This window comes from Prochlorococcus marinus XMU1412 (genome assembly GCF_017696315.1).
Taxonomy (GTDB): Bacteria; Cyanobacteriota; Cyanobacteriia; order PCC-6307; family Cyanobiaceae; genus Prochlorococcus_A; species Prochlorococcus_A marinus_AF.
The window spans coordinates 368,928-389,143 of sequence record NZ_JAAORJ010000001.1 but is presented as its reverse complement, the minus strand read 5'-3'; the positions used below and the strand labels follow the sequence as shown (position 1 = coordinate 389,143).

Sequence of the window (20,216 nt, the reverse complement as noted above, 5' to 3'; positions counted from 1 at the left end):
ATTGAGAGATTTACTTAAAAAACCTATATGGAAAAATTTAGAGTTGGGATATGCTATCCCTGATAGCATTCATGCCGTTTCTGTAGCATTACCAACTTGGAATGATGTAATAAATTACGAGGAAAAAGATCAAGAATGCATGAATTTATTGAAGTCCATTTACCCACGATTCGGGCTAAACCCCATAGTGAAAAGATTATGTGAAAAAGTAAAAAAGCAAAATTACTACAACAATAAAAGTATCTGGCCATATCCCAATGACCGCATAGCTTTTAAAGCTAAAAAATACATTGATAGAAATACTTCTGAAAAATTCTCGTTAATAGAAAAAAGAGATAATTTAGCTTTCTTAATAACTGAAAAAGAAGGAAGTATTTATGCAAAATATTTTTGGCAACATACTGGTCTTGGTCTATCTTCAAGAACTGCCGCTATAGAACTAGGTCTTGAAGATTGCCCCCCAAAATCTTACGTAGATGAATGTTCTCAAATGATAAAAAATAGAATTTCTAAATCTACAAAAATTAACTCTAATGATATTCACTTAACTTCATCTGGAATGTCTGCATTGCATACATCATTAGAAATCATATATAAATTATTTCCAGCTAAACCAACACTCCAAGTTGGTTTTCCATATGTAGATGTACTTAAATTACCAATGAAAATCTTTCACGGAGCAAAGTTAATTACAGAAGAAAATTGCTCGGATATTGAATTAGAAATCAAAAGAATAAATCCATCAGCATTAATTATTGAACTTCCAAGTAATCCAATGCTCAAATGTGTAAACATTAAAAAAATTTCAAAAATTGCAAAAAAGCTAAATATTCCGTTAATTGTTGACGATACAATTGGTTCGAATTTAAATATAAATTCTCTGGAACATGCAGATATAGTTTTTACTTCGCTTACAAAAATTTTTTCAGGTAGTGGTGATATTCTTGCCGGATCATTAATCCTAAATCCAAAAAGCAAATGGATTGATCAGTTTAGAAATGCATTAAACGAGATTTATCTTCCAATACTTTCCGATGGAGATATAGTTTATCTAGAGAAGGTTAGTAGAGATGTAAATGAAAGAGTTTTTGAACAAAATAAAGCATGTTTAGAATTAAAAAAAAGATTAGAGACCCATAGCGAGATTAAAAATATTTTCCATCCTGAAAATTGTCCAAATTATAATTCTTTACTTACTTCTGATGGAGGATACGGCTGCTTATTATCATTTGAATTAAATGGAGGATTAAACAAAGCTATGAAATTTTATGATTCTCTAAAAGTATCTAAAGGTCCTAGTTTAGGTACAAAATTTACTCTAGTTTGTCCTTATGTTTTACTAGCTCATTATGACGAGTTGGAATGGGCTGAAAGTTTTGGTATACCCTCGCACCTTATTAGAGTATCAGTTGGATTAGAGGACCAAGATCAATTATGGAAAAGCTTTTCTGAAGCACTCAATAATTTCTAAATTCCTAGTATTTACCGTATAGAAACTTATATACTCTTTTTCTGAATAATAGTTAGTATTAAAATATATTTTCTCAATATATAAATGGCAAAAATTTATGAGGACAACAGTTTTGCTATTGGAAACACTCCATTAGTAAAATTAAAATCAGTTACTAAAAACGCGAAAGCTACAGTACTTGCAAAAATTGAAGGTAGAAACCCTGCTTATAGTGTCAAATGTAGGATTGGCGCAAACATGATCTGGGATGCAGAGAAAAGTGGGAAGCTTACAAAAGATAAAACTATTGTTGAGCCAACTTCTGGAAATACAGGAATTGCCCTAGCTTTTACTGCTTCAGCAAGAGGTTATAAACTCATTCTTACTATGCCAGAATCAATGTCAATTGAAAGAAGAAGGGTTATGGCAGTGTTGGGTGCTGAAATTGTTTTAACAGAAGCATCTAAAGGTATGCCTGGAGCAATAGCTAAGGCTAAAGAAATTGCAGAAAGTAATCCTTCTCAATATTTCATGCCAGGTCAATTCGATAACCCAGCAAACCCTGAAATTCATTTCAAAACTACTGGACCAGAAATCTGGGATGATTGCGATGGTGAAATTGATGTTTTAGTTGCAGGGGTTGGAACTGGCGGCACAATTACAGGAGTTTCAAGATACATTAAGCAAGAGAAGGGAAAAAATATTACTTCTGTAGCTGTAGAACCCTCACATAGTCCTGTTATTACACAGACAATGAATGGTGAAGAGGTTAAATCTGGACCTCATAAAATCCAAGGAATTGGAGCAGGATTTATTCCTAAGAACCTTGACTTATCAATTGTTGATAAGGTTGAACAAGTAACAAATGACGAGTCAATCGAGATGGCTCTTAGATTAGCAAAAGAAGAAGGTCTATTAGTGGGAATATCTTGTGGAGCAGCGGCCGCGGCTGCTGTTAGATTAGCTGAACAAGATGAATATGCTGGGAAGACAATTGTAGTTGTTCTTCCTGATTTAGCAGAGAGGTATTTATCATCAATTATGTTTACTGAAGTTCCAAGCGGAATCATTCAAGAACCAGTCAAAGCCTAAATCTATTTTTTCTCCAGTAGTGAATCTGGTGAAATATACATCGCATCGCCATAAGAGAAGAATCTAAATTTTTCTTTTATGGCTTTTTTATACAAATCTAATAATCTTTCTCTACCAATCATTGCACTTACTAAAAGTAATAATGAACTTTTAGGGAGATGAAAATTAGTTAATAATCCATCAACTACCTTAAATTTATAACCTGGCTTAATTACTAAATCTACGTATTTAGCTATGGGAATAAAGTCATTAATTTCGCGACAATAACAACTTTCAAGAGCTCTTACGCTAGTTGTACCAATAGCAATTATTTTTCTATCTGTTTTCTTTATTCTTTTTATTTCCTCCACTACTTCCTTATTAACACTTACCCATTCTTTATGAAGTTTTAAGTTACTTAAATCTTCTTGATCAATTGGTTTGAATGTTCCATAACCCACGTGCAAAGTTATCGGTAAGATTATTACTCCTTTTTTTTTTAGGTTGGAAATAAGACTTTTGCTTAAGTGTAAACCAGCTGTTGGTGCAGCAACTGCCCCCGGATTAGTTGCATACTCAGTTTGATAATTTTTCTCATGAAAAGATTCTTCTTCAGAATTTTTTATATAAGGAGGGAGAGGGATTTCCCCGTATCTATCAAGAAGTTCATTCATTGAGTTGAGACAAGTAATATTTTCCGGAAATTTAATAAATCTCCCTCCAGTTTCTTCATCAACTCCATCAACAATCAAATTAATATCTTGATCTAAAGGAGATTTTAATTTTAATTTTCTATTTATTTTTAACTTTTTCGCTGGCTTTGCCAAACATAACCAAACACATTCATGGGATCTTTCTAAAACTAATAATTCGACTAATTTCTTATTTTCTAATTCAACCTTTAACCTAGCTTTCATAACTTTAGTATTATTTACAACTACAAGATCCCCTTCTCTAAATTCATCTAAAAGATTCTTGGTAAATTTATTAGTTAAGCAGTCTTCTTCTAAAACACTATTTCTAACTATCATCAATCTTGATTCATGCCTAATTGCAGAAGGTTTACTAGCAATTAATGAAGGATCAAGTAAATAATCATAAGCTTCAAGCTTATAATCTCTCTTTTCATTATTAATTTGAGAAATCAATTAAATTCAGGAGACAAGAGTCTCTGGCTCATCTTCAATTAGGGAAGCCAAGTCTTTTAAGAATGAAGCCCCATCAGCTCCATAGATCACTCTATGATCAGCTGTTAGATTTACTTGCATTATTTTTTTAACAGATATTGAACCATCACTATTAGCAACAACTGTTGGTTTCGATGATGCTATGGCTAAAATAGCACCGGTACCTGGAGGAAGAATTGCGTCAAATCTATCAACTCCAAACATCCCAAGGTTAGATAAAGTGAAAGTTCCCGTTGAGTATTCATCAGGTTCTAATTGTTTTGATCTTGATCTTTTTACGAGATCTTTCCATTCCCTAGACAATTCAAATAAATCAGTATTGCATGGTTCTTTTAAAACTGGAGTTATTAGTCCACCATCTTCCATCGCAACAGCAACAGCAATATTTATATTTTCTGGATAAGAAATTCCATTTTCTGAAAAACTTGAGTTAACTTGAGGATGTTTCTTTAGTGTTTTTGCAACTGCTTTAACTAGTAAAGCAGTCATAGTCACTCCGTTCTGTTTTACTTTTTTATAGAAATTATCTAATTTATCTGTGTTGATGGAGTAACCCACCCTAAAACATGGCACATCTAAACTAGATTCCATATTTTTATTTACTGCTTTTTGAAGAGTATTAAATTGAACTGTTTCTCCAGGATTACCAAAACTATTTCCTGAAGCTTCTGGTTTACTTTCAACTCCCAAATTTGCACCAGGGATACTTGCAGGAGAACCACCTTCGCCTATCCATGGTATAGAGACTGGTTGGCCATTAGCTTTTAAAATATCATCTGCTTGAATTCTTCCATGAGGTCCTGATCCATGAACCTTTGCCAAATCAACACCCATTTGAGAGGCAAGTTTTTTAGCTCTTGGAGATGCAATCACCCTCGAAGAAACATTACTCGTAGCAGCATTTATTTGATCACTATTAACAGATGGAGCTGCCTTTTCACTCATTAATACGACTTCTTTTGCTTGTTTTTCAACAATTTCACTTTGAACCAAAGGTTTTTCTTCAGTTTTATTGCTTACCAATTCAAGTTGATCCGAACTAGCAACTTCGGGTTGATTTCCTTTATTTTGTTCTTGAACAGAAGCTATCTCATCCTCATTTTCTACAATAAGACCGATAGTCTCTCCTACTGGTGCAGTGCTGCCAGCAGGCATTAAAACAGCTGCAAGATATCCATCTTGAAAAGATTCAACATCCATATCTGCCTTGTCAGATTCAACAACCAAGACAGATTCACCTCTTTCAACTTTATCTCCTGGATTTTTCAACCATTCCACAATCTTGCCCTCTGTCATAGTAGAACTCAAGGCAGGCATGAATATTTCGTGAGACATAAGAAAATTGTTATTGCATAAGTTTCAAGGGATTTCTACCAAACTTCCTAAAGTTTTTATGATTAAGAACCCTTTAAACTCTTGTTCTAATTATACGAAATCATGTTCACAGTGGGAACTCTTAAAACTTAAGAAAGTAATAATTTAGATCGATTAGAATTTAAACTTTTTGAAATTAAGATTTACTTATATTTATCAAAAATACTAAATCTTCTCTTTAATTATTATCTATAGATTGAATAACTCCATCTTTAACCGTAATCGAGACCTGCATTTTCTCAATAAGATTGTCTCCCACAGTGACATCACAGAAACTATCCACTTGCCCTTGATCAACAATTTCGTCCATTTTTAATTCGCGAACTTGACTCTGTTGTTGAAGTAGATTTCTTTTTTGTTCTTCAATTTCATTTCGTTTTGCTGCGACTTGTTGTTGCACTTGACTAACCTGTTCTTGAACCCTTGGATCTAGAGGATTAACCGATTGGGATCTAATATTATTTACTATTTGCTGCCCCTCCTTCTCCAGTTGCGATAATTGCTGATCAGTGTTTGAAATTGCTTTACTTAATTCTTTTTCAGCATCTTCCTTCCAAGTTGGTGTAACTACAGCTTTAATAGCTATTGAGCGCTTTATAGATATTGAGTTTTTTGTTTCCATAAAAAATTAAATTACCTTTTCAATATAGATAGAACAAATCAAATTTTCTTACTAAATTTGTTTTCATACATATTTTCTATTTGCAATGAATACTTTTTTTCTATTTCTTTTCTTTTTTGTTTAAGAGTTTGTGTTAACAACCCATTTTCTAGAGTAAAGGCATCAACAAAATAACAATCTAATATTTGTTCTTCTGATCTTGCTCCTAATCGACTTTTAAGCAAATTATTAATTTGTGATTTGAAAAATGTACCAATATTCTTATTCAAGTTTAATTTTGAAAGGTCTTCCTCCAAAAACTTGCTTTTAACCAATTCGACATTAGGAACTACAAGGGCTGCTAAACATTTCTTATCTTGTCCTACTAGTTGAATCTGATTAATAAATTCAGAACTAAGGATTTCAGTCTCTAGCGGATTCGGTTCTATATTTTCACCACTTGATAGCACTATTGTATCCTTGGCTCTTCCTGTTATAAAGAGAGAACCATTTGGTATTAGAAAACCTAAATCACCAGTATCAAACCAACCATCCTTGGATAAAACATCATTTGTAGCTATTTCATTATTAAGATAACCTTTCATTACTTGCGGCCCCCTAACAAGAATTTTCCCGACTTCTCTGAACTTCAGAATCTTTTTTTTATCATCATTCACTATTTTGATTTCAGTAAATGCTAGAGGCTGACCAGATGATCCTCTAACATTTAATTCTCTTCTCCTACAAGTTAATACTGGACTAGTTTCTGTGAGGCCATATCCCACCAAAACATCTACACCTAAAGATTCAAAAAAAAGATCTACATGTTCTGGCAATGCACCTCCACCGTTAATGGGAAATTTCAGTTTTTCTCCGCATAGTTGTCTAAGAATATTCGGCCATAAAAAAATAGTAGACAATTTATGTAAAGGATATCGGCTAATAACAGAACCCAGTAAGGGGATTTTTGATTTAAAAGTTATTTGATTTATATCTATATTTCTTATCTTTCTAAGACTTCTTTTGAAAAACGAACTATTTCTTATCAAAAACTTAATAAGTTTTTGCTTTTTGGAAGGCATTTTTTTCAAAGCCTGAAAAAAACCATCATGTATTGCTTCCCATAGTCTCGGTACAGTAGCCATGACAACAGGTTTTATTTGTGTAATATCATCTTTAAGAAATTTTGGAATTGTATAGTATTGAGAACAACCGCATGAAAAAAAGAAGTATTCAGCACTTCTCTCATAAGAATGCCAGATAGGCAAAACGCTTAATACAGAGGTCCCTGGTTCTGGATCAGCGATATAGGCTAAATTGATTATTTGATGTAAAAAATTTGCATGAGTCAAAGGCACACCTTTAGGTTTTCCGGTCGTCCCAGAAGTGTAAAGAATAGTAGCGACGTCATCAATTTCTGGATTTAATTTTTCAAGATTATTATTTTGTGAATTTTCTTTTTCTCCTGAACTTATGAATGTACTCCAACTTATTAAACCTTCAAATTGTTCATCTTCTAAATTGATTATAAATTTCAGTCTTTTTTTTAATTCTTCTTTGTTATTTAACTTTAGCCAAATTTCCTTAGATTGAACTATTAGTCCTACTGAATTAGAGTGCCGAATAATATAGTCTAATTCTACTGAAGGAGAATTAATACCTCTCACTGCATTTATAGCTCCCATTCGCATTAAGCCTTGATCTACTGCTAGCCATCTTGGAGAATTTTCAGATATTACAGTAACTACATCCCCCTTTTTTAAACCATAATTTTCGAAAGAAAAAGAGACTTTTGTTATTAAATCAGCCAGCTCAGAATAAGAAAATTTTTCTTTGTATTTCCCTCTTAAATCGCAAACAGCTAAAGCATCACCACATTTAAATTTTAATTTTTCCCAAATTTGATCTATATGATCAAGGCTCTTAATAAAATCTCTATTTTTGGCAAATTTATTTTTTTTAGAAAGAGGTTTGGCTGAAGGCCAATACGCTAAATCACCCATATTAAATTGAATTTGAAATTTTAATTTCTATTTTGATATAAAATCAAAATTAAATTCTTCCTCGATGGTTTTTTTAACAATTCTCTTGACTTCTTGAATATTTAAATTTTTGTTGTAATCAATCATATTTGCCATAAGACAATTTTCTATTCCGCAAGGAACAATCTTATTAAAGTTTTCTAATTCGCAGTTAATATTGATTGAAAATCCATTTATCGTAATCCATCTTTTACACCCAATTCCAATTGATGCGATTTTCCTATTTCCTATCCAAACACCAGTAAACCCTTTTCTAGAGTGACAATCTATATTAAAAACTCCAAGGATTTTTATAATAATTTCTTCGATTTTTCTTAAGTACCAATTTAAATCTTTATTAAAATTTTTCAAATCTAAAACCAAATACGTAACTAATTGTCCTGGCATATGACAAGTTACCTCACCACCTCTATCAATCTTAAAAACATCATATTTAGCATCATTCAGAGAAAATAGTAAATTATCGTAATTAGATCCTCTCCCCAATGTATAGCAGAGTTGATGCTCCCCTATCCAAATAAAATCAGGGTTAGAATTATCTAAAATCAATGCCTCCTGATATTCTTTTTGTAATTTATAAACATCATTAAAAGAAGAAATATTATCAGGTTGTTTAATTATTGCTGTTCTATTATCCATATTTAAGTAGATTTAGAAAGTAAGTAAATATTTTTAGATTTGTTATGAAAATTTTAATCCATGGAAAGAATCTTGAGCTCACTGGAGCATTAAAAGAATATACTGAGGCAAAGATAGAAAAAGCAACACATCACTATAAGGATATCGTTAAAGAAGCTGACATACACCTTTCAATTGAAAAGAATCCAAGAGTCTCGTTCCAAACTGCAGAAGTTACTATTTTTGCAAATGGTACCGTAATTAGAGCTGAAGAAAAAACTGAAAATCTATACTCAAGCATTGATTTAGTTTCAAATAAACTTTGTAGAAAATTACGCAAATACAAAGAAAGAAACAATAAAACAATTCATAATAAACAATTTAAAAATAAAGATTCTTTACCAATTGAAAGTATGGAATCAAATTTTTTAGATAAAGCTTTATTTAAAGAAGGAACTGAAGCAAGTCTGCCTGAGCCATCTATAAAAAATAAATACTTTGAAATGACTCCAATTTCATCAGACGAAGCAAGAAAACAATTAGATCTAATTGATCATGATTTTTATGTTTTTCGAAACAAGAAAAATAATGATCTTCAAGTTATATATAAAAGGAATCATGGAGGTTATGGACTGATTCAATCCAAATAACTTTTAAATGCCTAATATTGAATATGAATTAAACGAAAAAATTCATGCAATAATAATTAATCCGTATTTAACTTGGGAAGATTTCTGCGCGAATTGCGATTTAATAAAAAAATATAATATCAAGAATATTTCTACTTCACTAAATTATTTAGATGATTTTAAAAACCGTTTGAGCAATTACAGTGCAAACATAAACGCATTCATTTCCTACCCTTTAGCAGATTTGCCAGTTACATTTATTGAAGAATTAGTTAATTTTGCAAAAGATAAAGGTGCAAACGGAATTGAATATATCCCAAACTTTATCAATTTATCCAAAAGAAACTTAGAAACTTTCGCTGCTGAAATTGAGCAAGTGAAGTTATCAGGATTACCTGTTTCAATAATCATAAATAAATCAAAACTAAAAACAGAAGTTTTGCACAATGCGATAGAAATATCTTTGGAATTAGGAATAAAAAATTTTCAATTCGGGGACGGGTTTGGACCCCCTATTACAGTAAATGATGTAGCGGAAATATTAAAAATAACAGGCTCCCAAAATCACATCAAAGTTGTAGGTGGTATAAAAAAACTGACACAAGTTATTGATTTGCTTGATAATGGAATTAGTTGCGTAGGAACTTCTAATTTTTGTGAGATTTTTCAAGAAGTAAAGGTTATTTAAATGTCTGGTTCTGGTGAGTGCAGACTAGAAGGTCTCTGCATCAAAGCTTCTCCATTAGGCGAGAATGATAGATTAATAACTATTCTTACTGATGAGCAAGGGATTGTTCGATTAGCGGCACCTGGTGCTAGACGTCCTAAAAGTAGCCTTGCCGCAGCTACTCCATTAACATATTTAAGTCTCCAGATTTTTGGGAAAAGAAATCTTAAATCTGTACGTCAAATTAAAATATTAAAAAGCTATTCTGGTCTCGGGAAAAATATTGAATGTCTTGCAGCCGCGCAAGCAATAACTGAATTAACTTTTTTATTAGTAGGTAATAATGACAAGCAACAAAACTATTTATCTTGTGTTCTTGCACATCTTGATAGGATTTATTTGTATGAAGAATCCAAAGAAGAGGATATTAAAATGCTCTCAATGAGTATTCAATCTTTAATCCATCTATTAGCCATTGGAGGGATAAATTTACCGATTCATCATTGCTGTAAAACTGGAGAACCTATTATTCCGCCTGTAGGGAATTGGGAATGGAGTTGTTATTATTTGCCAAGTGAAGGGTTTTCGTCTATGGAAGATCCTCAAAGTAATCTAAAAATAAATGCATCTGAAGTTGCTCTACTACAGAGACTTCTTTTCCCTGAATTACCAATAAAATCTAATGGAGAGTTATTGGGACCTAAAAAAGTCTGGCTTAAAATATTATTTATTATTGAAACTTGGATCTCTACTCAACTAGAGAAAGATCTATCTTCACTAAAAATGTTGAGAGAAATATATAGTTAACATTTTCATAAACTATGAATAAATTTTAAAATTATGATCTTGGGTGCTCTGACTGTTAATTTAATAAATAGTTAATTCAATCAATGTGGCTCATGTTGCCTGGTTAGGTAAGAAATCTCCTTTTTGTGGAAATGTAACTTATGGCAACTCAACTAATGAGAAATTAAAGGCTAGAGGTCATAAAGTTAGTTTCATTCATTTCGACAATCCTTCTAGTTCAAATTCATCAAAACCATTATTTCTGGCAAATGACCCTGATGTAAGTCTTCCATATTTAATTAAGTCCCAAGTTTACACAATACCCTCACCAAGAGCAGAAAAAGAGCTAAGGCTATCCTTGGAAAGATTAAAGCCTGATTTAGTACATGCAAGCTTAACTTTATCTCCTTTAGACTTTAGACTTCCAGAGATTTGTGATGAAATTAATCTTCCGCTCATAGGAACATTTCACCCACCATTTGATGCAAAAAATAGAAATTTAACTGCTAGCACTCAACAGCTAACATATCAACTTTATGCTCCCTCTTTATCAAAGTTCGATAAGATAATCATTTTTTCCGAACTTCAAAAAAATGTTCTTTCTAAATTAGGAGTACCTAAAGAAAAACAAATAGTTATTCCAAACGGTGTTGATGAGAATATTTGGAAACCTTTTTGTGAAAAAAATAAAAAATATGATCAGGTAAAAAACAAACTTGGAAATGAAAGAATCTTCTTATATATGGGTAGGATTGCCAATGAGAAAAATATCGAGGCACTTTTACGTTCTTGGCGCCAAACAAAAACTCAAAATTGCAAATTAGTTATTGTTGGAGATGGACCAATGAAGCCAACTTTAGAAAATAGTTTTTCTAACCTTGGTAATGAGAAATTAATTTGGTGGGGCGCCGAATTAGATTTAGAAACTAGGGTAGCAATAATGCAAATAGCAGAAGTATTTTTCTTACCAAGCTTAGTAGAAGGTTTATCATTATCACTTTTAGAGGCAATGTCTTCTGGTACTGCTTGTGTAGCTACAGATGCCGGAGCTGATGGTGAAGTTTTAGATAATGGAGCAGGAATAGTAATTTCAACTGATAATGTGGCCGCACAATTAAAAACTATAATCCCAATTCTTGTAGAACACCCTTCATTTACAAAAGATCTTGGAGAAAAAGCTAGAGAACGTATCCTTGAAAGATACACAATTACTAAAAATATAAATTCACTTGAAAAAGTTTATATGAATTTAAAAGATAATTTAAAAAACTAACGAAACTCTTTACTTCGATTACTAGCTGAAACTATTGATTCAATTAATGCTGACCTTACACTCTTTTTTTCTAAAACCCTTAAAGCAGAAATAGTTGTTCCACCTGGAGAGGTTACTAAATTTTTAAGCTCAGAAGTAGTAAGCCTATTTTCCTTTATTAGACAAATAGTTCCTAGTATCATTTCCATAACAAGTTCCTCTGAAATTATTTTTGGCAATCCTCCGCTTAATCCTCCATCACTTAATGCTTCTATAATTAAAGCAATAATTGCAGGACCTGATGAAGTTAAAGCTAAAAATATATCAAGGTAATCTTCAGTAAATTCATAAATTTTACTAGTATTTTCAAATAATTTTTTTGCAAATTGTTTCTGATCTTCTGTAATTTCTTCTCCCCAAGTAATCCCTGTTAAACCTTTTCCAATAGTTATTGGAATATTTGTAACCACCCTCACACATTTATGATTAGGAAATTTTTGAGCAAGTCTATTTATTGAAACCCCGGCAAGAATTGAAACTATTAAATTGTCCTTGTTTGTTATGTGATTGGCCTCACTTATATCATTTAATTGTTGGGGTTTTATCGAAAGAAGTTTATATTGACAATCCCAAATTATTTTTGACTCTTTAGAACCTGATTTATAAATATTTATATTATGTTTATAATTTTTTTTTATTTTTTCTAAACTTTTTTCTGTATTTACAACACAAAAAACGTTCTCTGGCTGAATTAATTTGTTATCTAATAGAGGGGTAACTATGGCACTTGCAATATTTCCAAAACCAATAATCGCAATTTTATCTGTCACAGATTAATCATGAATAAGCACTTAATTTAGAATTACCCCATGCTGGTTCAGGAGTAGTATTTTTGCCCAAACTATATTGTGGTGTATTTTCTGTAGATACAGAAGAAGGAGAAGCTTCTTCTGGGGAAGAACTAGTTACATTTACACAACTTGGAGCAAAAAGGAAAATACTTTCACCGACTCTCTCTTGATGTCCATCAATTGCATATGTGCCCCCAGCAATAAAATCAACCGCTCTTTGAGCTTGATCAGGATCCATCATAGTTAAATTGAGTATTACAGTTTTTCTCTCTCTTAATGCCTGTATAGCTTGAGGCATCTCATCAAAACTTCTTGGTTCCATTAAGCTTACTTCTGAGGATGAATTTGAGATTCCTGGCATACCAACTACTTTTGATGATCTGTTGTTATTCATAAAATCAAATGGGTTTGAATTTGCGAGGGCATTTGCATTCTTTGGATTTTGTTTGAAATTATTAATATCATTTAATTCATCCTCTGAAGCATAATCCAACTCATCAAAATCATCATCGAGATACTCATCCCCTGCAACAACTGCCTTTAATCTAGAAATAAGTGACACCTTTTAAATCCTCTTGAAATTGATTACTAAGGTTTAAGAACCTTGAGTAATAGATTCATTTTTTAAATGAATAAACTACCTATACTTAAATAACGTTAGTTGAACTTTACTGCAAGTTTATAGATAAGATTTTTATAAAAAATAACTAATTAGGATCTACCTCCAAAAATCAATGATCCTAATCTTAACCAAGTTGATCCAGCGTCAATAGCTTCCTCCCAATCACCTGACATCCCCATGGAACAATCTGGTAGTTGGAGAGAATCAGCGAGAGCACGACATTTTTTGAACAACCCTGAATTTTCTCTAGAGCTAAGTCCTTTAGGATTGATAGTCATCAAACCGGTTAATGAAATATTTTTCAACTCTTGAATTTCTCTCCATTTCAAATTTAAAAATTCAGGATTAAAGCCTCCTTTAGTAGGATCATCACTCAACTTAACCTGCAACATTATTAATGGATTTTTCTTCTCTTCACGTGAAATATTAGAAATCTTTTGCAACTTTTGAAATGAATCTACTGAATGAATATATTTAAAATTTTGAACTATTTTTCTTATTTTATTACTTTGAATTCTTCCAATAAAGTGCCAATTTATTTGTTTAAGATCTTTTAAGGTTAATTGTTTTTCAAACGCCTCTTGCACCTTACTTTCACCAAAATCGTTCTGACCTATATTTTGAATAGTCTTGATTTCTTGACTTTTAAATCCTTTACTTACGGCAAGAATATTTACATTGGATGGTATTTTATTTTTTATTTTTAAATAATTTGCAGGGTTCACCTTTTATAAGAAAGTTTGCGTAAATAAATTCTCCCATTTAGATAGTTCTTCAGATCCTTTTCTTTTAGCTTTTTGAAGGTTTAGTTCGGCCTGGTTACGGGCATCTAAATAAGGTATAACTTCAAAAAAAACTTCTCTCTGTCGAACTTCTACCAAGAAAAACATTTTTTGAGCGTATAAAGTCGCATAAATATCTCTCCCATCATTTCCTGGAGAAACTTGGTATAACATGCCAAATGTTGGATGGTTTAAATAACGCTCAGAACTCAAACCTAAAATATTGTGTTATTTATAATGCACCATACAGTTTTCTAAGAAAAATTGCTATGCAAATAAAACAAATCGATAATGTATTAACAATTACATTGAGAGATTTTGAAGGATAAAGAGTTCTAAATCTGTTGGTTTTTATAATAATTTTTTTCTTTGAGAGTAATGATTCTGCTCCATGATCAACTCTCAGAAATATATTTTGAAATAACCTTTCCACTAAGATTAATAAAACATTAAAGGATTTCTTTAATCCTAAATTTCTAAAATTTATTGATCTCACTGACACAGATTTAATGATATTTTGAAGTTCTTCCTGCACTAGAGGAATAAAACGTAATGCAATTAACAACTGAAAAAGCCACTTACTAGTTGGCAATCCAATCTTTCTTAATGGATACATAAACCAACTTAATCCCCATACAATGTCTTCCTGCAATGTGGTTAAAAGCATCAAATTCACACTATGAATAACGGTAAATATTAAAGTGGAGGTTTTTATTCCTAGTTCAAAGGCTTTTCTTGATAAGTTGTAGGGACCAAAATTAATAAACCATATCTTCTGCGAAGGAATTTGCAAAATATTCCATTCTTTTTGACTTTCCAGAACTACTTGCAACTCATTGGGATTTCTTAAGTAGCCATCAAGAGATTGAATATCAGGCGAGGCAAGTATTGATATACATCCAATTAGTAGTGACAAACATGAGAGAAAAAATAAAGATCGCCACCATACTCTAGATGGCAATAAACTTAAAAAAGTAATTAATAGTAAAAAACCAACTAAACTCAATCTCCATATTGGACCTGCCCAAATTGGAGTGATTAAAAATATCATTACGATAATTATTTTTAATCTACTATCTATAATCCTTAGCCAACTTCTATTACCATGAACGTATTGACCAACAGAAAATTTGGTTAGCAAATTCATTAATCTTTTTGAATTAACTCAATATTTTCTCTTTCGACTTCTTTATTTAAAGCTCTTTGCTGTTTTCCTCTCCAAAGTAAAATGAGGGGTGTGCCTTCAAAACCTAAATTTACTCTAATTTGTTTTTCAATATATCTTCTATAAGTTATTCCGAATAATTTAGGGTCATTTACAAAAAGAGTAAAAGTGGGAGGTTTGTTCTTTACTTGAGTACCGTAATAAAGCCTACCTTGTTTGCCGCTTCTCTTCGTTGGAGGACTTTTCCAACTGATTGATTCTTTAAGTACTTCATTAACTACAGATGTTGTTACTCTTCTTCTATGTTGATTTACAGCATTGAGAGCATGTCCAAAAATATTATCAACTCTTTGACCAGTTAGGGCAGATATAAATATCATTTTTGACCAGTGTAAAAAATAAAGTTTGGATCTAAGTTCTTTTTCTACTTGATAAATTGTTGAACTATTTTTTTCTACAAGATCCCATTTATTAACAACAATTATGCAAGCTCTGCCTTGTTCTTCTATGCGCCCAGCCAACTTCTGATCTTGATCAGTTACTCCGTCAACCGCATCTATAACTAAAACACAAACATCACTTCTATCTATAGATTTAAAAGCCCTATTAATACCAAAGAATTCAGTGCCATATTTAACATTTTTTTTTCTTCTAATCCCAGCAGTATCAATAATTTTCCAATGATTATCCCCTTTTTTAATAAGCGTATCTATTGAATCAGTTGTTGTACCACTAATATCACTAACTATTGCTCTTTTTTCTCCACAGATTGAATTTAACAAACTAGATTTACCAACATTAGGCCTACCAATTATTGACATCATTATCTTTTCTTCATCATCTTGGATATTATTTTCAGGAAGTTCGCCAATAACGAGATCTAAAAGATCTCCAGTACCTGAACCATGAATAGCCGAAACAGGGTTAGGTTCACCCAATCCTAATTTCCAGAACTCTGAAGCTAGGGATATTCCTAGAGTAGTCGATTCGCATTTGTTAACAGCAACAATGGTTTTACAGCTTGAGTTTCTTAACCATTTTGCTATTGATAAATCACCATCAGTAACGCCTTGATTCCCATCTACCACCAGTAACGCTATTGAAGCCTCTTCTAGAGCCAAGAAAACTTGCGTCCTTATCTCTGGGAGAAATTCACTATCATCATCAAAAACTAAACCTCCAGTATCAACTATTTGAAATTCCTTACCTCCCCATGAAGCATTTTGATAAGTTCTATCTCTTGTAACACCAGGCTTATCAAATACTATTGCATCATTACTTTGGCAAAGACGATTAACTAAGGTAGATTTCCCAACGTTCGGTCTTCCGATAATTGCTATTGTAGGAAGAATCAATTCTTCTCTCCAAAGAAAGTAGTATCCATTACAACTATACCTTTAATAGAATCATTTACCTTATTCAAAAAAACTTATTTAATTTCTGGATCGCCAAAATGTCCTTTAACTGGATTAACAGGGGGTGAACTAGGAATTGGGATTAATCCATTATCTTTTGAAAAACAATCATTTTCAATCGCCCAATAAATCAACCAATTTACTGCAGTCGCTCTTCTAGTTCTTCTTGGATAGAGTTCATTAATTTTATAACCTTTAAAATTAAGAAAATTTTTCAATCCCTTTTTATAGTCTTTAGGAATTGATCGAGTCAAATGTACTGAGGCTGGTCGCTCAGAAATGATTTGAGGAGCTTTTTCAAATTTTTCTGACCAATAAGAAGGAGTTAATGCGCTAAAGACCCAATCATTTATAGATAGTTCTTTAGTATAAAAAAGTCTCTCCCAAACTAATTCACAAACAAATACATCACTAAGCTTATCTTCAAGAATAAGAAATAATAGTTTTTTACATATTGGCCATGTAAATTGATTTTCAACTAATTTTTCTTTTTTATACATTAATCGAACCTTATCAAAATTAATGAAAAATAAGGCATAAATTCCTTTTTATATTGCGATGCATATTGAATAATTTGATCAGGCATACCAACACTTAAAGCTATTAATGTTGTATTGATGATATCCTCTTTTTTCAAAATTTCCCTGACTAAATTCCATCTTTTGCCAACTTTCATAATGGCCAATACAGTTCTATTTGCCTTACTTTCCCTAATTAGGGTTGTTAATTCAGATTCTGAAGAAGAGCATTCTTTGATGATCAATGTCTCGCCTTTTTTTACCAAATCAAACTCATTTAAAGCTGCTGCTGCTGAAATAGAGGAAATACCAGGTATGGTTTTGGTAATAATTTCAGCATGATTATTTTTTATTAACCTCAAGATATTAGAAGAGCTTGCAAATAGTGAAGTATCTCCAAGACACAGTAAAACAACTGATTCGCCATTTTGTATAAATTCCACAATTTTTTCTACAGCATTAGACCATATTTCATCTGGTTCAAAATCCTTCCTAGCCATTGGAAAGATGATAGGGATATTTTTTTTAAATTTGGTGTATTTCTTGACTATTTCCGCAGCAAAACTCTTTTTATTATCATCTGATATTGGGAAAACTATAACTTTCGCTTTTTTTATTGCATCCACAGCAGCAATTGTTAAAAGCGATGGATCTCCAGGGCCTACACCAACGATGGTGAATGTTGGCAAATCAGTTTTATATGGATTAAGTAAACTTAAGAAATTTTTTATTATCATTTTTATTTTATTAACTTTAGCTATGTACCCTTGGCAATATGTAAGTTTCAGCCAGTATTGATGACTCAATTTCAGACAATTCCTCTAACCTTTTGAAAGTTTGATTTTTAGAGAATTTAGTTTGCGCTAATTTCCAGTAAACTCCAAAATGTCTTGCCTCACTCTCTAGCAGAGACTCATAAAGGGATTTAAACGATTTATCTTCATAATTCAGCGCAAGCAAGCTTAATCTTTCATGACTTCTTGCTTCAATAAGTCCTGCTATTAAGAAACTATCAAGCATTCTATTGGGCTCTTCCTTTCTTATATTTTTGGACAGTTCAGTTCCATATGGAGGTGGTTTTAATGACTCAAGAGAATGTCCAAGATCCTTTAAAAAATAAAGTATTTTTTCAAAATGCTCTAATTCCTCTCTCGCTATTGGGCTTAGAACTTCTGCCAGATTTGGTTCTGATGGATATCTAAACATCAATTGAATAGCTACTCCTGCTGCTTTTCTTTCACAATGAGCATGATCAATAAGAATATCTATTGGATTAGATAATGCGAGTTTGATCCACTCATCTGAGGTGAATGACGATAAATATTTAATATGAGAAGTGGGCCTTTTAAAATCGACTAGCATTTAATCTTTAATACTCAAATATCCAATAATTCCTTCAAGAGCTAAGGAATAACTTGATATGCCAAATCCACTAATAATTCCTATAGCTTTATCTGTAAGAAAAGATTCTTTTCGAAAATCTTCTCTACTGAAAATATTTGAAATATGTAACTCTACAAAAGGAATTTTCGATCCAATTAAAGCATCACGAATAGAAATCGAGGTATGCGTGAAAGCACCAGCATTTATAAGAATACCTTGGATACTTTTTACAGACTCCTGAATTTTATCTACTATTTCTCCTTCATGATTACTTTGAAAACATTCAAGATTAATACTTTTTTCTTTAGCAACTTTAGTTAAATCTTTTTCTATATCACTCAATGTTTTATTACCATATATTTCAGGTTCTCTAGTGCCCAAAAGATTTAGATTTGGTCCATTTATCAATAAAATATTCATCATCAATAAAATCTTTTCTTTACAAATGCTATCTAGAAAGAAACAAAAAAACCAAAACAATTTCACACAAAGTGTCCATTAACTGATAAGTTCAAATAGTGGGGGTCGGTGCCCGAGTGGTTAAAGGGGGCGGACTGTAAATCCGCTGGCTCTGCCTACGTTGGTTCAAATCCAACCCGGCCCACTTTAAAATTGCCCTTGTAGCTCAGCGGTAGAGCACTCCCTTGGTAAGGGAGAGGTCTCGGGTTCAAGTCCCGACGAGGGCACTCGCGGGATAGCTTGGTATCAGTGAGATTACCACTATCGCACAAAGAAATTATTCAGAAGTGGACGTCCGTTTTCGGGTCCACTTTTCTGTTTTAAAGGCAGATATCTGGAGGTGCATCACACAAACGATGACACCGAAATGGCAACAATCAGAAGAAGCGGCAGCGGCTGGCAGGTCCTTATCAGAAGGAAGAATTATGTCGGTCCGAGGTCCAGAAATTTCCTTTCCAGAGATCTGGCTGAATCATGGGCAGATGCCGTCGAAGAGAGGACAAAAAAAGTTTTTCCGAATATCCCTATCACCCTGGGAGAGGCAATCAATGACTATATAAATGGTCCGCTGCTTCTGCACCGCAGTGCGGAAAATGAAAAATATCCTCTCAGGGTGACGGCAGAAAGCTGGCTTGGAGATATTCCTCTGAAGGATCTGCAGATAAAACATTTCGCAGTCTGGCGAGATGAACGATTACTGAAGGTGAAACCAAATACAGTTATGCGGGAACTGAGGATATTGAGAGTATTAATCGACTGGGTGCGAGATGAAAGAGGAGCTGAAATCAAAGACAACCCAGCAAGGAATCTGAGAGTGAGAGGGACAGGAGATGCAAGAGCTCCTTTTTTAACGAATGAAGATGAAAAAAGACTCCTGTTTGAACTGTCTCAGATGTCCAACAAAAATCATCTGAGACTCACAAAACTTGCCCTGACGACTGGCTTCCGCCGTTCCGAACTTTTGAGCCTGACCTGGAGAAATATAGATCTGAAGAAAAAATTACTCTATATATGTAGAAAGAAATGTGCCGCCATAGATAATTCATCCGGAATGAGGCTTGTTCCTTTCCCTGAAAAGGCGCAGAAGATTCTTGAGGAATCACAGAGAAGAGATGGGAAAGTTATAGAACTTTCAAAAGGTAGCGCGAGGCATGGATTTGATAAGGCAAGAAAAAAAGCCGGACTTGAAACTCTCAGATTTCATGATCTAAGACATATAGCCATAAGCAGAATGTGGAGATGCGGAATGAATGCACTGGAGATAAGTGCTTGCAGTGGTCACAGAGATATAAAAATGCTGATGCGCTACAGCCACTTTCAACTTTCCATATAAATCAGCAGTCC

The 20,216-nt window shown here is 32.7% G+C and carries 22 protein-coding genes and 2 tRNA genes; 9 read left to right on the top strand and 15 right to left on the bottom strand.

The genetic code is table 11. The features are described 5' to 3' along the window. The first annotated feature begins 1 nt into the window (after position 1). Positions 2–1,471 carry a PLP-dependent transferase gene (locus HA152_RS02235; protein ID WP_209133101.1) on the top strand — a complete coding sequence of 490 codons (1,470 nt, stop codon included), beginning with the start codon at positions 2–4 and terminating at the stop codon, positions 1,469–1,471. A gap of 84 nt (positions 1,472–1,555) precedes the next feature. After that, positions 1,556–2,542: a cysteine synthase A gene (gene cysK / locus HA152_RS02230; RefSeq protein ID WP_002805805.1), complete on the top strand. Its 987-nt coding sequence runs from the start codon at positions 1,556–1,558 to the stop codon at positions 2,540–2,542. A 2-nt stretch (positions 2,543–2,544) separates the two neighbouring features. Here cysK and queA read toward each other — a convergent pair whose 3' ends face one another. The 5 genes from queA to lipB form a co-directional block, all read right to left on the bottom strand. Beyond that, a complete protein-coding gene (gene queA / locus HA152_RS02225) occupies positions 2,545–3,669 on the bottom strand; it encodes a tRNA preQ1(34) S-adenosylmethionine ribosyltransferase-isomerase QueA (protein ID WP_209133099.1) in 1,125 nt (374 codons plus the stop codon). A 6-nt stretch (positions 3,670–3,675) separates the two neighbouring features. Continuing rightward, on the bottom strand, positions 3,676–5,043 hold the full coding sequence (locus HA152_RS02220; protein ID WP_209133097.1) for a dihydrolipoamide acetyltransferase family protein: 1,368 nt from the start codon (positions 5,041–5,043) through the stop codon (positions 3,676–3,678). 217 nt (positions 5,044–5,260) lie between these two features. After that, complete coding sequence (locus HA152_RS02215) at positions 5,261–5,704, bottom strand: YlqD family protein (protein WP_209133095.1); 444 nt, start codon at positions 5,702–5,704, stop codon at positions 5,261–5,263. Positions 5,705–5,742: 38 nt separating this feature from the next. Beyond that, positions 5,743–7,686, bottom strand: coding sequence for an AMP-binding protein (locus HA152_RS02210; RefSeq protein WP_209133093.1), 1,944 nt, complete (start codon positions 7,684–7,686; stop codon positions 5,743–5,745). 27 nt (positions 7,687–7,713) lie between these two features. Beyond that, positions 7,714–8,364 (bottom strand): lipoyl(octanoyl) transferase LipB, encoded by a 651-nt coding sequence (lipB, locus tag HA152_RS02205; protein ID WP_209133091.1) that lies wholly within the window; start codon positions 8,362–8,364, stop codon positions 7,714–7,716. 44 nt (positions 8,365–8,408) lie between these two features. Here lipB and hpf point away from each other — a divergent pair, with 44 nt between their 5' ends. The 4 genes from hpf (at position 8,409) to HA152_RS02185 (ending at position 11,698) form a co-directional block, all read left to right on the top strand. After that, complete coding sequence (gene hpf, locus HA152_RS02200) at positions 8,409–8,993, top strand: ribosome hibernation-promoting factor, HPF/YfiA family (protein WP_209133088.1); 585 nt, start codon at positions 8,409–8,411, stop codon at positions 8,991–8,993. A gap of 7 nt (positions 8,994–9,000) precedes the next feature. Then, positions 9,001–9,660, top strand: a complete 660-nt coding sequence (locus tag HA152_RS02195; protein WP_209133086.1) for a 2-deoxyribose-5-phosphate aldolase — start codon at positions 9,001–9,003, stop codon at positions 9,658–9,660. Beyond that, on the top strand, positions 9,661–10,446 hold the full coding sequence (gene recO / locus HA152_RS02190; protein WP_209133084.1) for a DNA repair protein RecO: 786 nt from the start codon (positions 9,661–9,663) through the stop codon (positions 10,444–10,446). An 85-nt stretch (positions 10,447–10,531) separates the two neighbouring features. Next, positions 10,532–11,698: a glycosyltransferase family 4 protein gene (locus HA152_RS02185; RefSeq protein ID WP_209133082.1), complete on the top strand. Its 1,167-nt coding sequence runs from the start codon at positions 10,532–10,534 to the stop codon at positions 11,696–11,698. Here HA152_RS02185 and proC read toward each other — a convergent pair. The 10 genes from proC to aroQ all read right to left on the bottom strand — a co-directional run bounded on the left by proC (position 11,695) and on the right by aroQ (position 18,833). Continuing rightward, positions 11,695–12,507: a pyrroline-5-carboxylate reductase gene (gene proC, locus HA152_RS02180; protein ID WP_209133081.1), complete on the bottom strand. Its 813-nt coding sequence runs from the start codon at positions 12,505–12,507 to the stop codon at positions 11,695–11,697. The two genes, HA152_RS02185 and proC, sit on opposite strands and share 4 nt — an antisense overlap. A gap of 7 nt (positions 12,508–12,514) precedes the next feature. Continuing rightward, on the bottom strand, positions 12,515–13,090 hold the full coding sequence (locus HA152_RS02175; protein WP_025955246.1) for a cell division protein SepF: 576 nt from the start codon (positions 13,088–13,090) through the stop codon (positions 12,515–12,517). 149 nt (positions 13,091–13,239) lie between these two features. Beyond that, positions 13,240–13,875 (bottom strand): YggS family pyridoxal phosphate-dependent enzyme, encoded by a 636-nt coding sequence (locus tag HA152_RS02170; RefSeq protein ID WP_209133078.1) that lies wholly within the window; start codon positions 13,873–13,875, stop codon positions 13,240–13,242. Between the two features lie 3 nt (positions 13,876–13,878). Next, a complete protein-coding gene (locus HA152_RS02165; protein ID WP_079321246.1) occupies positions 13,879–14,145 on the bottom strand; it encodes a PII-interacting protein PipX family protein in 267 nt (88 codons plus the stop codon). A 19-nt stretch (positions 14,146–14,164) separates the two neighbouring features. Further along, positions 14,165–15,079 (bottom strand): energy-coupling factor transporter transmembrane component T family protein, encoded by a 915-nt coding sequence (locus HA152_RS02160; protein WP_209133076.1) that lies wholly within the window; start codon positions 15,077–15,079, stop codon positions 14,165–14,167. Then, a complete protein-coding gene (der, locus tag HA152_RS02155; protein ID WP_209133073.1) occupies positions 15,079–16,452 on the bottom strand; it encodes a ribosome biogenesis GTPase Der in 1,374 nt (457 codons plus the stop codon). Before der ends, HA152_RS02160 begins: the two co-directional genes overlap by 1 nt. Before the next feature lie 74 nt (positions 16,453–16,526). After that, positions 16,527–17,012 (bottom strand): DUF1823 family protein, encoded by a 486-nt coding sequence (locus tag HA152_RS02150; protein ID WP_209133062.1) that lies wholly within the window; start codon positions 17,010–17,012, stop codon positions 16,527–16,529. Continuing rightward, the gene (gene cobI / locus HA152_RS02145) at positions 17,012–17,767 is read right to left on the bottom strand and encodes a precorrin-2 C(20)-methyltransferase (protein ID WP_209133059.1); all 756 of its coding nucleotides are present in this window, start codon (positions 17,765–17,767) and stop codon (positions 17,012–17,014) included. Before cobI ends, HA152_RS02150 begins: the two co-directional genes overlap by 1 nt. A gap of 16 nt (positions 17,768–17,783) precedes the next feature. Next, positions 17,784–18,392: a tRNA-(ms[2]io[6]A)-hydroxylase gene (locus HA152_RS02140; RefSeq protein ID WP_209133056.1), complete on the bottom strand. Its 609-nt coding sequence runs from the start codon at positions 18,390–18,392 to the stop codon at positions 17,784–17,786. Then, entirely contained in the window at positions 18,393–18,833 is a 441-nt protein-coding gene (gene aroQ / locus HA152_RS02135) for a type II 3-dehydroquinate dehydratase (RefSeq protein WP_025971782.1), read from the bottom strand. It abuts the gene before it with no gap. A 102-nt stretch (positions 18,834–18,935) separates the two neighbouring features. On the opposite strand from aroQ, the gene HA152_RS02130 reads away from it, so the two are divergent. The 3 genes from HA152_RS02130 (at position 18,936) to HA152_RS02120 (ending at position 20,205) form a co-directional block, all read left to right on the top strand. Continuing rightward, positions 18,936–19,017, top strand: a tRNA-Tyr gene (locus HA152_RS02130). A 10-nt stretch (positions 19,018–19,027) separates the two neighbouring features. Further along, positions 19,028–19,099, top strand: a tRNA-Thr gene (locus tag HA152_RS02125). 140 nt (positions 19,100–19,239) lie between these two features. Further along, positions 19,240–20,205 carry a tyrosine-type recombinase/integrase gene (locus HA152_RS02120; protein ID WP_209133053.1) on the top strand — a complete coding sequence of 322 codons (966 nt, stop codon included), beginning with the start codon at positions 19,240–19,242 and terminating at the stop codon, positions 20,203–20,205. Positions 20,206–20,216 lie beyond the last annotated feature (11 nt).

Excerpts from the sequence above, each read along its gene's own strand:
- lipB (WP_209133091.1), bottom strand. The coding sequence starts at position 8,364 with ATGGATAATAGAACAGCAATAATTAAACAACCTGATAATATTTCTTCT.
- HA152_RS02195 (WP_209133086.1), top strand. The coding sequence starts at position 9,001 with ATGCCTAATATTGAATATGAATTAAACGAAAAAATTCATGCAATAATA.
- HA152_RS02120 (WP_209133053.1), top strand. The coding sequence starts at position 19,240 with ATGGCAACAATCAGAAGAAGCGGCAGCGGCTGGCAGGTCCTTATCAGA.
- HA152_RS02215 (WP_209133095.1), bottom strand. The coding sequence starts at position 5,704 with ATGGAAACAAAAAACTCAATATCTATAAAGCGCTCAATAGCTATTAAA.
- HA152_RS02210 (WP_209133093.1), bottom strand. The coding sequence starts at position 7,686 with ATGGGTGATTTAGCGTATTGGCCTTCAGCCAAACCTCTTTCTAAAAAA.
- hpf (WP_209133088.1), top strand. The coding sequence starts at position 8,409 with ATGAAAATTTTAATCCATGGAAAGAATCTTGAGCTCACTGGAGCATTA.
- recO (WP_209133084.1), top strand. The coding sequence starts at position 9,661 with ATGTCTGGTTCTGGTGAGTGCAGACTAGAAGGTCTCTGCATCAAAGCT.
- aroQ (WP_025971782.1), bottom strand. The coding sequence starts at position 18,833 with ATGAATATTTTATTGATAAATGGACCAAATCTAAATCTTTTGGGCACT.
- cobI (WP_209133059.1), bottom strand. The coding sequence starts at position 17,767 with ATGATAATAAAAAATTTCTTAAGTTTACTTAATCCATATAAAACTGAT.
- HA152_RS02140 (WP_209133056.1), bottom strand. The coding sequence starts at position 18,392 with ATGCTAGTCGATTTTAAAAGGCCCACTTCTCATATTAAATATTTATCG.
- cysK (WP_002805805.1), top strand. The coding sequence starts at position 1,556 with ATGGCAAAAATTTATGAGGACAACAGTTTTGCTATTGGAAACACTCCA.
- HA152_RS02160 (WP_209133076.1), bottom strand. The coding sequence starts at position 15,079 with ATGAATTTGCTAACCAAATTTTCTGTTGGTCAATACGTTCATGGTAAT.
- HA152_RS02220 (WP_209133097.1), bottom strand. The coding sequence starts at position 5,043 with ATGTCTCACGAAATATTCATGCCTGCCTTGAGTTCTACTATGACAGAG.
- HA152_RS02150 (WP_209133062.1), bottom strand. The coding sequence starts at position 17,012 with ATGTATAAAAAAGAAAAATTAGTTGAAAATCAATTTACATGGCCAATA.